The following is a 14,474-nucleotide window of genomic DNA, read 5'->3' on the forward strand; positions in this document are numbered from 1 at the left end:
TTGCCGCCAGTGTTGAACGTAAAAAGTTGGCTTAATTTTCAGCCAGTGGTAGCGTGCATATATGGTTTTTTAATTAGCTAACTATACCCATGCGCCAAATTTTCATTTTATTGTTTTTAGTGGTATGTACCTCAGTAGGTGCCAAACCGCTGAGTTATTACTTCGACGAAGATATTCAGTTCGACCCCAAGGTTCCCACCCCTGCATCTGTATTGGGGTACGAAGTGGGAGATTGGCATGTTCGCCATGACCAACTGGTGTATTACATGCGTGAATTAGCGCAGCACAGTGACCGTGTGAATATCCAAACGATTGGTTATACCCACGAGCAGCGTCCGTTGGTCATGCTAACCATTACCAAACCAGAGCGTCTCGGTAACATAGAGCAAGTTCGCCAAGCACATTTAGAACAGGTAAGTGGCAACAGTGCAGTAGCAGCCGATGCGCCAGCAGTGATGTACATGGGTTATAGTGTGCATGGTAATGAGCCCTCAGGCAGTAACGCATCATTATTAGTGGCCTACTATTTAGCGGCGGCACAAGACCAACGTGTGGAGCAACTGCTTGAGCACAGTGTTATCTTGTTAGACCCATCTCTGAACCCAGACGGCTTAGCCCGTTTTGCAAGTTGGGCGAATTCGAACCGTGCAATGATTCCAAGCGCAGACCCAGAAACACGTGAACACAATGAAAACTGGCCGCGCAGCCGTACAAACCACTATTGGTTTGATTTAAACCGTGACTGGTTGTTGTTACAACACCCTGAATCGCGTGCACGTATTGCGCAATTCCAAGCGTGGCAGCCAAACGTGTTGACCGACTTCCATGAAATGGGCCCGAACAGCACCTTCTTCTTCCAGCCTGGTATTCCGTCACGTAAAAACCCGCTGACGCCTGATGAAAATGTGGATTTAACGAAAACGATTGCGACGCACCATGCACGCATTCTCGATAAACACGACCGTTTATATTTCACCGAAGAAGCGTTTGACGATTTCTATGTGGGTAAAGGCTCAACTTATCCAGATATCAACGGCAGTGTTGGTATTCTGTTTGAACAAGGCAGTAGCCGAGGTCATGTGCAAGACACCATTAATGGCCGTTTGGAATTCCCATTTACCATTAAAAATCAATTGCTCACTAATTTCTCAACCTTCGATGCTGTCTTGGAAAATCGCCAGAAGCTGTTAGCGTACCAGCAAGACTTTTTCAAAGAATCTGCAAAGTTAGCAGACAAAGACAAAGTAAAAGGCTATGTAGTGAGCGCACCGAAAGACCCAACGCGTTTGGCATATTTCCTTTCTATTTTGGAACAACATCAAATTAACGCATACGCGCTAACCGAGCCGACAACGGTTGAGAAGCAAGAATTCGACGCGCAAAACAGCTACTACGTGCCACTCGACCAGCGCCAGTATCGCCTGATCAAAGCGATGTTTACGGAGCAGCAAAACTTTGTTGATAATACTTTCTACGACGTATCTGGTTGGACATTAGCACATGCGTTCAATCTTGAATTTAAACCGTTAAGCAGTGCATGGGGGTTAGAGGTTGAAGATCAGGCATGGTCAGCAGGGGAAGCTAAATCACCAGCAAAAAACCTAAGCCGTCATTACGCATTCGCATTCGAGTGGTATGACTATCATGCGCCAAAATTACTGTCCAAATTATTGCAGCAGGGTATTGAAGCTCGTGTTGCGCTGGCTGGCTTTACGGCAAACAGTGACGGTGAGCAAAAAGAGTTGGCTCCGGGTACTATTGTGATCCCTGCAGGTATTCAAAAACGTGACGATTGGCTAGCTGTGCTCAATGCAACCAGCGCAGATTTTGCAATTGATGTATTTGGTATCACTTCAGGTTTAACCAGCAAAGGTGTGGATTTAGGGTCTCGCCAATTGGCGCCTGTGACTCTACCTAAGGTTTTACTGGTAGGTGGTGAGCAATCGAGCCAATATGAGGTGGGTGAACTGTGGTATTACCTAGATCGCCATGTTGGATTGGCGCCCAGTATCATTGAAGCAGACAACCTAAGCCGTGTTGATCTTGATAACTACACACACATTGTCTTTGCTCAAGGTCGCTACGCTAGCTTGTCTAAATCGTTCAAATCACAATTGCAAACTTGGGTGCAAGGTGGTGGTGTGGTCTGGGGCCATAAAGGCGGAGCGCAATTCCTAGCGGATGAGCAAATTTTGAAAGCGAGCTACTTATCGCGTAAAGATATGGCCGCTGCATTTTCAACAGAAGGTTTGCATTACGGCGATAAGGACATGCTGGCGGGTAAACAGCGTATCGCTGGCGCTATTTTTGATACGCAAGTGGATTTGACGCACCCATTAAGCTTCTCTCTAACTCGTGAATCACTGCCTGTGTTTAAGAACAGCACCTTCTTATTGGAGCAATCGACAGCACCGTTTGTGAATGTCGCAACCTACTCAGAAAAACCATTACTAGCAGGGTTTACCGATGAGAATAACGTTGCGCAAATCGCTAACGGTGGTGCTATTTTGGCGCATAGTTACGGTCGTGGAACTGTTATTGCGATGAGTGATAACCCTGTATTTCGTGGTTTCTGGTATGGCACAAGCCGTATTTTCAGTAACGCCTTGTTCTTCGGTGCGCACGTTGAGGCGCCGGCAGAATAACAGTAATTGATTTTGAAAAAAGCCGACCTTGAGTCGGCTTTTTTATTACACAGCTTCTTTAGGGGTGAGGCATGCAACCCATGCCGATACCGACGAAGCCCCTGCCAGTTTGAGTACTTTCGCGGCCGCATTGACTGTCGACCCCGTTGTTAGTACGTCATCGACAATGGCAACATGTAGGTTATGCAATGATTTATTGGCGGAAAACATGTGGGCTAAACTGCGGCGTCTTTGTTGGGCGTTGAGCTTCGCTTGTGCTCTAAAACTGCTGCGACGATTCAATATATTCACATCAAATAGCGCCTTAGGAAGTACTTCTTGCCACAGTTGTACCACTTGATTAAAGCCACGCCAAACCAGCCGAGAAGGGGCGAGAGGGACAACTGTTGCTGTGTCGGGCCAAGACCATGTAGCATTCACTGAAAGCCGAGCAAACTGTTGCACTAACAGCTGCGAAACGGCGCGTTGGCAATACGGTCGTTGTTCATATTTAAACTGCTTGAGCCATGATGAAACAGGAGGGCGGTACCAATCAAGCGCGACGAGGTGATCAACATAGGGCATTGAAAATTGCCGTTGTACATCGGCGCGCAGCAGCAGGTTTGTCTCGCCTTGGTCTGTGAGTGCTACAAACTGCGCACAGCAATAGTCGCAGAGCTGTTGTGCTGGGCTAACAGCTTGATGGCAAAGTTGGCAATGTTGAGGAAATAACCATGCACAGGCTTTTGTAAATGCGTCCATTGCATAACCCCTTATTCCCGTTAATAATGCATGTGTGAGTTTAATTAGGTGGGAAAAGCACCTTTATAATAGTGGATGCGGAACGGGTAGAATGCAAAAACAATTGGTATTACTTCATGGCTGGGGAATGAATCGAGAAGTGTGGGATTTAATTCATCCAGAGCTGCGCTTCGTGTTTGATGGTGAAGTAACTGCCCTTGATTTACCTGGCTATGGTTATGACAAAGCAAGCAATTACCCCGATGCCAAGTTTGACTTACAAGGGATGGCAGAATCCTTGTCTGAGAAGTTGCATGACAACAGCATTATTATGGGTTGGTCTCTTGGTGGATTAGTCGCTTTGTATCTCGCGCATTTTTACCCGCAAAAAGTCAGTAAAGTGATACTTGTGGCCTCTACGCCATTCTTTGCTCAATCCGAGGATTGGCCGGGTATTAAGCGCAGTGTATTGGAAGACTTTAACCAACAGCTTATCAACAATAGTGCTAAAACCATTGAGCGCTTTTTAGCGATTCAAGCGATGGGAAGCCAATCTGCTCGACAAGATATTAAACAACTCAAAGGGTTTATCCAGCAGGCTCCTGCGACAGACAGTCAGGTATTAAAACAAGGTCTGGATATTTTGGAGAACCAAGACTTACGCCAAGAGTTTGCAGGTTTATCACAGCCTATTAGTGCGATATTTGGGCGTTTAGATGCTTTGGTACCATACAAAGCAATAGAGCAAATGCAGCATTTGCGCCCTGAGTTGGATATTGCTGTTATAGATAAAGCGTCACATGCCCCCTTTATTTCGCACAAAGAAGAGTTTATAGCCGTATTAAAATCAATGCTTTGAGTGAGCAACGGTGAGTAGGGGTAAGTAATCACTTGGATTTGCTTTATTTAGTATGATTTTTGCGCAATAATGACATGTAAGTGTAAATGGATGATTGTGAGGTTTTCTTATGCCTATAGGCGCAGTATTTAATGCCGGTGTAGAAGGATTTAACCGCGCTCAGCAAGATGTTCAGCAAGCAACAATCAACATTAACCGTGCAACCATCGATCAGCAAAGTTCGCAAGAACAGCAAAATGGGCGTCAGTTGCAAGGTGCAAATACAGGTGAAGCGGTTACAGCACCTGTCGCTGAAACGCCTCGAATTGAGGAAGAAATCGTTAATTTAAAAGTTGCCGAGTTTGCCGCAAAAGCGAATGCTAAAACCATTCAAACTGCGGACGAAGTGCTGGGCACTATTGTTGATATCCGAGCTTAGAACATGAATATCACCACGCCGTTTCCCGCTTACAATGTGAACACGACCAATGTTTACACTGAAAGCGCGCGTCGTGATAATCAATTGCGGGAGGTGATCCCCGCGCCACAGCCCTCCTCTCAAAGTGCCACTGATAACAAAGCTGCATCTGATGCAGACAAAGCACGCATTCCTGGTCAAGCTAAAGACGCACAAGAAGCCGATAAACAGCCCGGTGAAGAGCAACGCGCTATTGGTGAGCGAGATGAAAACTCTTCCCAAGATGAGTCTTCAGAGGACAAAGAGCAGCAACGGGAAGAACAACAGCAAATAGAAGAGTTATCAGCTCGCGACCAAGAAGTACGGATGCATGAGCAGGCCCACGCCTCTGTAGGTGGGCGATATGCGGGCTCTCCTTCCTATGAATATGAACGTGGACCAGATGGAAAGAGTTATGCTGTGGGTGGGGAAGTACCCATCGATATCTCAGAAATACCAGGAGATCCGCGTGCTACTATCGAGAAAATGCAGCAGGTACGCTCTGCGGCATTGGCGCCTGCGGAGCCCTCAGGCGCTGACAGATCGATTGCCAGTGAAGCGACGCGCAAGTTAGCGCAAGCGCAAACCGAACTTGCAAATCAAGGTGACGAAGAACAGGAAAAGAAACCAGCCTATTCAGTGTCAGAACCAACTAAACGTTTCACTCGAGAAGATGCCGTAGAATCAAGGGCATTACGTATTGCTGATTTCTACCAACAAGCGAGCAAACCCACGACTTTCTCTTCCTTGTCTACAAGCGCTTAAAAGAATTGAGGATATAAAAAACGCAGCCTGAGCTGCGTTTTTTTGTTATGGAGATAAGTCTATTTCTTCAGTTTAGCAAATGCTTCTGCAAATGCATTGCCCATGGCTGCATTACCTTGGTCTTGGCGGTTGCGGCTTTGTGGTTTTGCTTTACTCTGCGATCCCTTTTTCGCGGTAGGCTTTTGCTCTTGTTTAGTCGAGCTAGTTTGAACTTCATCATTCAAACGCATAGTAAAACTAATTCGCTTACGGGCCGTGTCTACTTCAACCACCTTAACTTTAACAATATCACCTGCTTTTACGACCTCTCGCGGGTCAGAGATAAACTTGTCAGTTAATGCTGATATATGCACTAAACCGTCTTGGTGAACGCCCACATCTACGAAGGCGCCAAAGTTAGCAACGTTCGAAACGACACCTTCCAACACCATTCCCGGCTTTAAATCTGAAATGGTTTCAACACCGGCTTTAAACGCAGCTGTTTTGAATTCAGGGCGCGGGTCACGACCAGGTTTATGCAGCTCCGTGATGATATCCGTCACCGTTGGTAATCCGAACGTTTCATCCGTGTAATCCTTGGCATTTAGACCTTTAAGCACTGTCGCATTGCCAATGAGTGAGCTTATTTCTTGGTCGTTAGCTGCACAGATATTTTTAACAACAGGATAGGCTTCAGGGTGAACGGCCGACGCATCGAGTGGGTCGCTACCATTAACAATGCGTAAGAAACCGGCGCATTGTTCAAAGGCTTTCGGCCCCAATCGCTCCACTTTCTTCAATTGGCTTCGGTTTGCGAAGGCACCGTTATTATCGCGATACGAAACTATATTCTGCGCCAGTGTTTTATTTAAACCTGATACACGGGTAAGCAAAGGAACAGAAGCTGTGTTCACATCAACGCCCACGGCATTTACACAGTCTTCTACAACGGAAGTCAGTGACTGACCTAATTGGCTTTGCGATACATCGTGTTGGTATTGGCCAACACCAATCGACTTAGGCTCAATTTTGACCAGCTCAGCAAGCGGGTCTTGCAAGCGACGGGCAATAGAGACAGCCCCACGTAATGATACATCTAATTCTGGGAATTCTTGAGCCGCAAACTCAGAAGCTGAGTAGACAGAAGCGCCGGCTTCACTAACCATGATTTTATTGAGTTTTAATTCAGGTGCGCTTTTGATGAGCTCGGCGATTAGTTTGTCGCTTTCGCGGCTCGCTGTACCGTTACCAATGGCGATCAACTCAATGTTGTACTGACGACACAATTGCTCAATGGTACGAATAGATTTATCCCACTGATTCTGTGGAGCATGAGGGAATATGGTGTTGGTTGCAAGCAACTTACCTGTCGCGTCCACTACCGCAATTTTACAGCCAGTACGTAAGCCAGGGTCCAAGCCCAACGTTACTTTGGCACCAGCTGGAGCGGCCATCAGCAAATCTTTGAGGTTTTTGGCGAATACATCAATAGCACCTGTTTCAGCATGCTCGCGCATGTTCGCGAGAAACTCGTTTTCTAGGTGCAAAGAAAGCTTCACTTTCCATGTCCATTGCGCAACTTGTTGTAGCCATTTACTGGCCGCTTTTCCTTCAACAGCCAAGTCGAAATGTGTGGCAATCATGTTTACACATAATGCATGACCATCTTCACTTTGCGCATCTGGGTTGATGTTTAGTGTCAGAACGCCTTCATTACGAGCGCGTAACATCGCGAGCGCACGATGTGATGGGATAGAGGCAATTGCTTCACTGTGCTCGAAATAGTCTTGATATTTCACGCCGGCTTTCTCTTGGCCAGCAATAACCGTACTGGTGATATCACCGTGTTGCTTGATTTGGCTGCGGAGCTTAGCGAGTAGTTTTGCATCTTCAGCAAAACGCTCCATCAAGATGTATCGAGCGCCATCCAGTGCGGCTTTGGCATCATCAATGCCTTTTTCGCTGTTGATGAATGCAACTGCTTGCTGCTCTGGATCTAAATCAGGATCGGCTAAAAGTGCGTCTGCAAGAGGTGTTAAACCTGCTTCGATAGCGATTTGGCCTTTAGTGCGACGCTTTGGTTTGTATGGAAGATATAGATCTTCTAGTTCTGTTTTTGTTGTTGCGGCATTTATATCTGCGCTCAATTGCGCAGTGAGTTTATCTTGCTCGGCAATCGTCTTGATAATGAACTGACGACGTTCTTCCAGCTCACGAAGATATCCTAGACGCTGCTCCAAAGTGCGCAGTTGTGTGTCATCTAATCCACCTGTTACTTCTTTACGGTAACGGGCGATGAAAGGCACGGTAGCGCCTTCATCTAATAATTTGGTTGCGGCGAGTACTTGATGTTCTTGTGCCTGAAGTTCTTGCGCAAGAATCGAGGTGAGATTACCCATTAAAAACCTTTTGATTTCATGCTCTATGTGAGAGCGAGTACCTATTAAACTAGTTGGATAATATCACAGCTATGCCTTAACAGAAGGGCAAATTTCGCCATCCTTGGCGACGCGTAATAGGAATCAAACGATCTCTTAATGAGGGTGCTCAACAGATGCAACGACATCTTGAAAAGATTGTGCAACAGGGGTGATATCAAGGCCGACGCCCAATGCTTTGGCTATTTTGCGCGCATTGAATATGCCACGAATTTGTTCATGCTCAGTGACCACCAAATAAAAACTACCGCGATGTTCCATGGTAGTAAGCACATTACCTAAATTGGTATTGCGTGCACTTTGTAATGAAATACATGGGAGTACATGTAATAAGCGCATGACATCATGGACAAGTAATTCGCTTGGTTTCAAGCCCATCTGCAACGCTTGCGTGGTTACACGAATGCTTTGTAGCTCAACGCTTGAGGTTACGCCAACCACTTGGCCTTTGTCGTCTAACACCATTAGCGCATCTGTTGGAGTTGCGCTTGCTAGTTTTCGAGCGGCATCAAGTGGGGTATTCGCCAAAATACTGATCGGCGCACTGACGCTAAAGTCTTGCAGTAAAGACGTAGCGGTGCTCGTTAATGCAAGCGCTTGTCTAGGCTGTTCTGTAGACACAAGATGCGCCCCTTTAGATACGTGATGAGTACGTAAAAAATTGAAATTAGTCATAATAATTCTCCAAAAAAATGTAAGTGAAAACTGATTTCTTAGGAGAAAATAGGAGGGGCTCTTTGCTGTGCGACGGTAATTATACGATGTCCACGCAAATCGATTGGAGCTTGGAATATATCGTGATAATTATGTGTGTGAATTACGAATAAGTTGGCAACACAGGTATCAGGTTCGTCTTCATTGTCAGAATCTTGCTGTGTACATTGTGAAGAGTCGACTTGGATTGTGAGTGTGTACTGATCTGCAGTAGAAGGCGCATTGGCAAACATGTGCTGGCTGGCGATTAAACCAGTTACAGCAAACAAGCCAAATAAAAATATAAGGGTGTATTTTATGTTGTACTTTTGCATAACATCACCCACCTCTAAACTACTACTTACTGGTAAATATGGTCCCAGTAAAATGAACAAAAACTGAATAAACCAATGAAGACAAAATTAATTACTCGAAAAGGGTACCAAAAGTTACAACAAGAACTGGACTTCCTTTGGCGCACAGAGCGTCCGGAAGTGACTAAAAAAGTCGCTTGGGCCGCGAGTTTGGGAGACCGTTCTGAAAATGCGGATTACCAATACAACAAAAAACGTTTGCGTGAAATTGACCGTCGTGTGCGCTATCTCACCAAACGCTTAGATGAACTAAGGATCGTTGATTACAGCAAAGAGCAAGAAGGGAAAGTGTTTTTTGGTGCTTTTGTCGAAGTTGAAGATGAACTTGGTGACGTGTTGAGCTTTCAGATAGTGGGGCCTGATGAGATATATGACAACAAAGGTGTGGTATCGATAGACGCACCTATGGCACGAGCGCTCCTTAAAAAAGAAGTGGATGATGAAGCATGGGTTAAAACACCGACCGGCAGTAAAGTATGGTATATCAATCGTATTTGTTATAACGCCGACGCAGCCGAGTAGCCATGCGTTAGGCTACTCGCATGAACTGGTCGTGTTGTTTACATGCAGTCAACTCTACATACTTCGAAAACAAATGTAACAATCTTCTCAATCGTGAACATTTCCCAAGCGCGTTAATTCGCATATAGTTAAGTAACTATAAGAAAAATTAAGCAATTAACATGGGACAAGAAACAACAAAAATTCTCGTAGTCGATGATGATATGCGTCTGCGCAGCTTGTTAGAGCGTTACCTCGTAGAACAAGGCTTTATTGTTCGTAGTGCGGCAAACTCTGAGCAAATGGATAAGCTCTTGGAGCGAGAAAATTTCCATCTTATGGTGCTCGACTTGATGTTACCGGGTGAAGATGGCTTGTCTATATGTCGTCGCTTGCGACAAAAAGAAAATGAGATCCCCATCGTTATGCTCACTGCAAAAGGTGATGAGGTTGATCGTATCATCGGTCTAGAGTTAGGAGCCGATGATTACATACCTAAACCCTTCAACCCTCGAGAGTTACTTGCTCGCATAAAAGCAATCCTACGTCGCCGCGCAAAAGAGGTGCCAGGAGCACCAGCTGCTGAAGAGAACCAGGTGAAGTTTGGTGAATTTGCATTGAACTTAGCAACGCGAGAAATGACCCGTGGGGACGAAGTCATTTCGCTGACAAGCGGCGAATTTGCGGTGTTAAAAGCCCTAGTATCGCATCCGCGAGAACCTTTGAGTCGAGATAAATTGATGAATTTGGCGAGGGGGCGTGACTACAGTGCGCTTGAGCGTAGTATTGATGTTCAAGTCTCGCGCTTGCGTCGTATGATTGAAGCAGATGCAGCCAACCCACGCTACATCCAAACAGTATGGGGACTAGGCTACGTTTTCGTGCCTGACGGAAACAAGTAAATGCGTATATTTCCTAAAAGTGCATTTGGCCAAACCGTATTTTTGGTCGGTGCGCTTCTTTTGATAAACCAAGTCGTCTCCTATGTGGCGGTAAGTTTTTACGTCGTTAAGCCCACCATTGAGCAAGTTAACATCATGCTCGCCAAACAAGTTAAAACGGTATTTATTGGTGTTAATGACGGCATCGAAGTGAGCGAAGAAGTGTCGAAACGCTTCTTTGAAGAAACAGGTATTGAATTACTCACTCAGCGAGAAGCATTTATCAATGGCTTAGGTCAAGCGCGTGAGTATTCGATGTTGTCGAACATCATGTCTGAACAACTAAACGGCTCAGCACGCGTGCGCATAAGCCAAACAAATCCCCTTGTATATTGGATTGAACCCCCGCAAGCGCCGGGTTACTGGGTGCGAGTGCCATTATCAGGGTTCACCGAAGCCAATATTGAATTTCTGACCTTTTATCTGACCAGTATCGGCTTTTTGAGCGTTCTGGGGGGCTGGTTATTCGCTCGACACCTCAACCGTCCACTCAAAGCGTTGCAAGAAGCAGCGATAAAAGTGAGTAAAGGAGATTTCAGCACGCATGTAACGGAACAAGGCTCGACAGAGATGGTGGAGGTAACAAAAGCCTTTAACCAAATGTCGCGTAGCATTGCCGCACTCGAACAAGATCGTCGATTATTGATGGCAGGGGTATCGCATGACCTGCGCACACCATTAACGCGTATTCGATTAGCAACTGAAATGATGTCAGACGATGAGGATTATCTGCGAGAAGGTATCATTCATGACATTGAAGACATGAATGCCATTATTGATCAGTTTATTGAATATCTTCGTCATCATGATAAAGGCGACTATCAAAGTGAGGACCTCAATGCGCTTGTTGAAGAAGTTGTTCATGCCGAGCAACAGCACGGACGTCAGCAAGGCCGTGATATTACCTGCGTACTCAACCCCAGTTTGCCGAATGTGCCTTTGAGTAATGTCGCCATTAAACGCGTGCTCACTAATATGATTGAGAATGCGATTCGATATTCCGATGATAATATCGATGTTTCTACGCATTACTGTTTACGTAAAACGCATGTATGTGTCAGCGTGAAAGATCGAGGCCCCGGTATTCCGGAATCAGAGCTAGAGAAAGTGTTTGCGCCGTTTACTCAAGGTGACCAAGCTCGAGGCAGTGAAGGAAGTGGTCTTGGTTTAGCTATTATCAAGCGTATTGTGACCATGCACAATGGCAAAGTAGAGCTAAGAAACCGCGCTGAAGGTGGGTTGTGCGCGACGATTTATTTACCTATCAAAACGCCAGCGTAGTGCTGGCTTTTTCACTTTTAGCCTTTCCCGCTACACATTTTCTTGAACGTTTTTCTCTGGTATTAAAAACGCCAGCATGTAGCTGGCGTTGGTGTTGAATTCTCAGCGCAATGGCTAAGTTAAATAAGCTTTCCCTTAGCTTTTAGGGCCAGCTTGTTTAATTGCTTCAGACACGTCGTACTTAGCGAAGTTTTCATTGAAGTCAGTCGCAAGTTTTTGTGCGTACTCTGCGTACTTGGCTTTATCTGTCCACGTGTTGATTGGGTTTAGTACTTCACTGTCAACACCAGGTACTGCAACTGGAACATCAAGGTTTAGAACGTCGATGTGTTGTGTTTCAACATCAGCTAGAGCACCAGATACAATCGCATCAACAACAGCACGTGTAGTTGGAATATCGAAACGCTTACCGATACCGTAAGGACCGCCAGTCCAACCTGTGTTTACTAGGTAAACTTTAGCGCCAAATTCACGTACGCGCTTCATTAGTAGCTCAGCATAAACACCCGCTGGACGTGGGAAGAATGGAGCACCGAAACAGGTTGAGAATGTTGATTCGATATCTGATGTAGAACCAATCTCAGTAGAACCTACCTTCGCTGTGTAACCACTTAGGAAATGGTATGCCGCGGCTTCTTCGCTTAGCACTGAAACTGGAGGTAATACACCGCTTACGTCACAAGTAAGGAATACAACTGCTTTTGGCTCGCCAGCGCGGTTTTCTTCTTTACGCTTTGCAACGTGTTCAAGAGGATATGCAGCACGTGTATTCTGAGTCAGTGATGAATCTGTGTAGTCAGGAGTACGTGTGTCGTCTAGTACAACATTTTCTAGGATTGTACCGAAACGGATAGCATCCCAAATAACTGGCTCGTTCTTTTGTGATAGGTCGATACATTTTGCGTAACAACCACCTTCGATGTTGAATACGCTACCAGGTGCCCAACCGTGCTCGTCATCACCGATAAGGAAACGACTAGGATCTGCAGAAAGCGTTGTTTTACCAGTACCTGATAGACCGAAGAATAATGCTGTATCACCTGCTTCACCAACGTTAGCCGAGCAGTGCATTGGTAACACGCCTTTCGCCGGAAGTAGGAAGTTCTGTACTGAGAACATAGATTTTTTCATCTCGCCTGCGTAGTGCATACCAGCAAGTAGTACTTTACGCTCTGCGAAGTTGATGATGACCGTTCCGTCACTGTTGGTACCGTCACGCTCTGGCTCACAAACGAACGAAGGTACGTTTAGGATTTGCCATTGTGGCATGTTTGCCTTGTTGAACTGCTCAGGTTCGATGAACATGTTCTTAGCAAAAACGTGATGCCATGCAGTTTCAGTCGTTACAACGATTGGTAAATAATGCTCAGGATCTGCACCTACTTCAAGGTGAGAAACGAAGTGATCGTTCTTAGACACATGTGCTTCAACACGCTCCCAAAGGGCATTGAATTTATCAGCGTCGAAAGGACGGTTTACGTTGCCCCATTGAATGTCGTTTTCAGTGCTTGGCTCTTTTACGATAAAACGATCGTTTGGAGAGCGACCAGTACGGCGACCAGTTTTAGCAACGAAAGCTCCATTTGCAGCAAGTGAGCCTTCGCCACGGCGAATAGCCTGCTCGATTAGTTCTGCGGTTGTAAGATCAACAAAACGAGTAGCGCTTGAAGTCATTTTTCTACCTAAAAGTTGTGAGAGGTTGAACGGGTTAATCTAAAGCTGTGTGAGAGTGCTTTATGCGAATTATAGTAACAGATGGTTTAGGCTTATACGAGCTTTGAAAGCCCCAAAAATGGCAGTTTTAGATGAAAAAACATGAATAATTTCAGTGATACCGGTGTCATGAAAAATACATGTTTTATTGATACCGGTGTCATTTTTTTCCACAAAAAACTCGGGTTTTAAAGGCCCGAGTTTTTATATACGACGAAGGGAGTATATTTAGATATACATCCTCTGCAATTACCTTATTTAGGTTCTTATTCGATACGATTAATTAAAGATTGCCTTAATTTGATCTTCATCGAATCGATAGTCAGTTAAACAATAGTGACAGCTAATAACTATCTCCCCGTTTTGCTCAACATCCCGCTAGCAATTCGTCTTTACCTATATTTACAAGGGCATCAATCGTTTTATCACGGCTACATGTGCACTTGAATTGCACGGGTTGAGGTTCGAATAATTGCGGGTTGTCTTCATGATATAGACGCGTAAGAACCGTGTGCGCGTCGAGGTTTAACAGTTCTTCGCTGGTAACAGTGTCACTCAGTGTCTCTAGGTGGCTAAAGTCCACTTCCGACTTTTCTTTGTTTACAGGCAAAACTTGCAAGAACAAGCCTGCGGCCTTTTCTTGACCTTCAGTGACTTCTGTTGCAAACCATAATCGGGTATGCAATTGCTCAGATTGTACAAAGTATTGCTCAACACATTTCGCTAAAGTGTCGTGCTCAAGTGGCACAATACCTTGATAGCGTTCGCCTTTTACAGGTGTGATGGTAATGACCATGTGGCCTTTACCTATTAATTCTAATAAGTTGTCGCTCGTTACTTCGCCTTGCAAGCGGGCAACGCCTCGCATGTTTTGCTCGTGATCACCATTGATCGAGGCAAACTTTACTGGGCCATCACCCTGAACTTGCACGCTGATGTGACCTTGAAACTTCAATGTCGCGGTGAGCAGAGATGTGGTGACAAAAAGTTCGCCTAGTAACTTTTTAACTGGGTCAGGGTAGTTGTGACCGGCAATCATTTTGGTGAAGGCGTCGCTGACTTGAACTAGCTCGCCACGAACGTCGAGTTCTTCAAATATATAACGATGTAATAAATCTTGCTGCATGTG

The 14,474-nt window shown here is 45.4% G+C and carries 12 protein-coding genes and 1 pseudogene; 7 read left to right on the forward strand and 6 right to left on the reverse strand.

The features are described 5' to 3' along the window. The first annotated feature begins 89 nt into the window (after positions 1-89). Positions 90-2,645 carry a M14 metallopeptidase family protein gene (locus ACH19P_RS03070; RefSeq protein ID WP_462157038.1) on the forward strand — a complete coding sequence of 852 codons (2,556 nt, stop codon included), beginning with the start codon at positions 90-92 and terminating at the stop codon, positions 2,643-2,645. A gap of 45 nt (positions 2,646-2,690) precedes the next feature. On the opposite strand, the gene ACH19P_RS03075 is transcribed toward ACH19P_RS03070, so the two are convergent. Continuing rightward, a complete protein-coding gene (locus ACH19P_RS03075) occupies positions 2,691-3,386 on the reverse strand; it encodes a ComF family protein (RefSeq protein WP_462157039.1) in 696 nt (231 codons plus the stop codon). 91 nt (positions 3,387-3,477) lie between these two features. Between ACH19P_RS03075 and bioH the strand changes: the two genes are divergently transcribed. From bioH to ACH19P_RS03090, 3 genes are all read left to right on the forward strand, one after another. Beyond that, positions 3,478-4,224, forward strand: coding sequence for a pimeloyl-ACP methyl ester esterase BioH (gene bioH, locus ACH19P_RS03080; RefSeq protein ID WP_462157040.1), 747 nt, complete (start codon positions 3,478-3,480; stop codon positions 4,222-4,224). Between the two features lie 109 nt (positions 4,225-4,333). Further along, the gene (locus ACH19P_RS03085) at positions 4,334-4,642 is read left to right on the forward strand and encodes a hypothetical protein (protein ID WP_462157041.1); all 309 of its coding nucleotides are present in this window, start codon (positions 4,334-4,336) and stop codon (positions 4,640-4,642) included. 3 nt (positions 4,643-4,645) lie between these two features. Continuing rightward, on the forward strand, positions 4,646-5,425 hold the full coding sequence (locus ACH19P_RS03090; protein ID WP_462157042.1) for a putative metalloprotease CJM1_0395 family protein: 780 nt from the start codon (positions 4,646-4,648) through the stop codon (positions 5,423-5,425). A gap of 59 nt (positions 5,426-5,484) precedes the next feature. On the opposite strand, the gene ACH19P_RS03095 is transcribed toward ACH19P_RS03090, so the two are convergent. From ACH19P_RS03095 to ACH19P_RS03105, 3 genes are all read right to left on the reverse strand, one after another. Then, positions 5,485-7,803 (reverse strand): Tex family protein, encoded by a 2,319-nt coding sequence (locus ACH19P_RS03095; RefSeq protein ID WP_462157043.1) that lies wholly within the window; start codon positions 7,801-7,803, stop codon positions 5,485-5,487. A gap of 135 nt (positions 7,804-7,938) precedes the next feature. Further along, positions 7,939-8,517, reverse strand: coding sequence for a CBS domain-containing protein (locus ACH19P_RS03100; protein ID WP_462157044.1), 579 nt, complete (start codon positions 8,515-8,517; stop codon positions 7,939-7,941). 38 nt (positions 8,518-8,555) lie between these two features. Continuing rightward, entirely contained in the window at positions 8,556-8,870 is a 315-nt protein-coding gene (locus ACH19P_RS03105; RefSeq protein ID WP_462157045.1) for a hypothetical protein, read from the reverse strand. A 75-nt stretch (positions 8,871-8,945) separates the two neighbouring features. Here ACH19P_RS03105 and greB point away from each other — a divergent pair, with 75 nt between their 5' ends. From greB to envZ, 3 genes are all read left to right on the forward strand, one after another. Next, complete coding sequence (greB, locus tag ACH19P_RS03110) at positions 8,946-9,431, forward strand: transcription elongation factor GreB (protein WP_462157046.1); 486 nt, start codon at positions 8,946-8,948, stop codon at positions 9,429-9,431. A 161-nt stretch (positions 9,432-9,592) separates the two neighbouring features. Further along, a complete protein-coding gene (gene ompR, locus ACH19P_RS03115; protein ID WP_347391294.1) occupies positions 9,593-10,312 on the forward strand; it encodes an osmolarity response regulator transcription factor OmpR in 720 nt (239 codons plus the stop codon). Next, positions 10,313-11,632, forward strand: coding sequence for a two-component system sensor histidine kinase EnvZ (gene envZ / locus ACH19P_RS03120; RefSeq protein ID WP_462157047.1), 1,320 nt, complete (start codon positions 10,313-10,315; stop codon positions 11,630-11,632). 135 nt (positions 11,633-11,767) lie between these two features. Here envZ and ACH19P_RS03125 read toward each other — a convergent pair whose 3' ends face one another. Beyond that, on the reverse strand, positions 11,768-13,306 hold the full coding sequence (locus ACH19P_RS03125) for a phosphoenolpyruvate carboxykinase (protein ID WP_462157048.1): 1,539 nt from the start codon (positions 13,304-13,306) through the stop codon (positions 11,768-11,770). 318 nt (positions 13,307-13,624) lie between these two features. Further along, positions 13,625-14,471 (reverse strand): annotated as a pseudogene (gene hslO, locus ACH19P_RS03130) (Hsp33 family molecular chaperone HslO). Positions 14,472-14,474 lie beyond the last annotated feature (3 nt).

It is taken from the genome of Pseudoalteromonas sp. GB56, from assembly GCF_054923835.1.

What these genes read in the sequence shown, in the direction of transcription:
- ACH19P_RS03070 (WP_462157038.1), top strand. Translation starts at nt 90, where the DNA reads ATGCGCCAAATTTTCATTTTATTGTTTTTAGTGGTATGTACCTCAGTA.
- ACH19P_RS03075 (WP_462157039.1), bottom strand. Translation starts at nt 3,386, where the DNA reads ATGGACGCATTTACAAAAGCCTGTGCATGGTTATTTCCTCAACATTGC.
- bioH (WP_462157040.1), top strand. Translation starts at nt 3,478, where the DNA reads ATGCAAAAACAATTGGTATTACTTCATGGCTGGGGAATGAATCGAGAA.
- ACH19P_RS03085 (WP_462157041.1), top strand. Translation starts at nt 4,334, where the DNA reads ATGCCTATAGGCGCAGTATTTAATGCCGGTGTAGAAGGATTTAACCGC.
- ACH19P_RS03090 (WP_462157042.1), top strand. Translation starts at nt 4,646, where the DNA reads ATGAATATCACCACGCCGTTTCCCGCTTACAATGTGAACACGACCAAT.
- ACH19P_RS03095 (WP_462157043.1), bottom strand. Translation starts at nt 7,803, where the DNA reads ATGGGTAATCTCACCTCGATTCTTGCGCAAGAACTTCAGGCACAAGAA.
- ACH19P_RS03100 (WP_462157044.1), bottom strand. Translation starts at nt 8,517, where the DNA reads ATGACTAATTTCAATTTTTTACGTACTCATCACGTATCTAAAGGGGCG.
- ACH19P_RS03105 (WP_462157045.1), bottom strand. Translation starts at nt 8,870, where the DNA reads ATGCAAAAGTACAACATAAAATACACCCTTATATTTTTATTTGGCTTG.
- greB (WP_462157046.1), top strand. Translation starts at nt 8,946, where the DNA reads ATGAAGACAAAATTAATTACTCGAAAAGGGTACCAAAAGTTACAACAA.
- ompR (WP_347391294.1), top strand. Translation starts at nt 9,593, where the DNA reads ATGGGACAAGAAACAACAAAAATTCTCGTAGTCGATGATGATATGCGT.
- envZ (WP_462157047.1), top strand. Translation starts at nt 10,313, where the DNA reads ATGCGTATATTTCCTAAAAGTGCATTTGGCCAAACCGTATTTTTGGTC.
- ACH19P_RS03125 (WP_462157048.1), bottom strand. Translation starts at nt 13,306, where the DNA reads ATGACTTCAAGCGCTACTCGTTTTGTTGATCTTACAACCGCAGAACTA.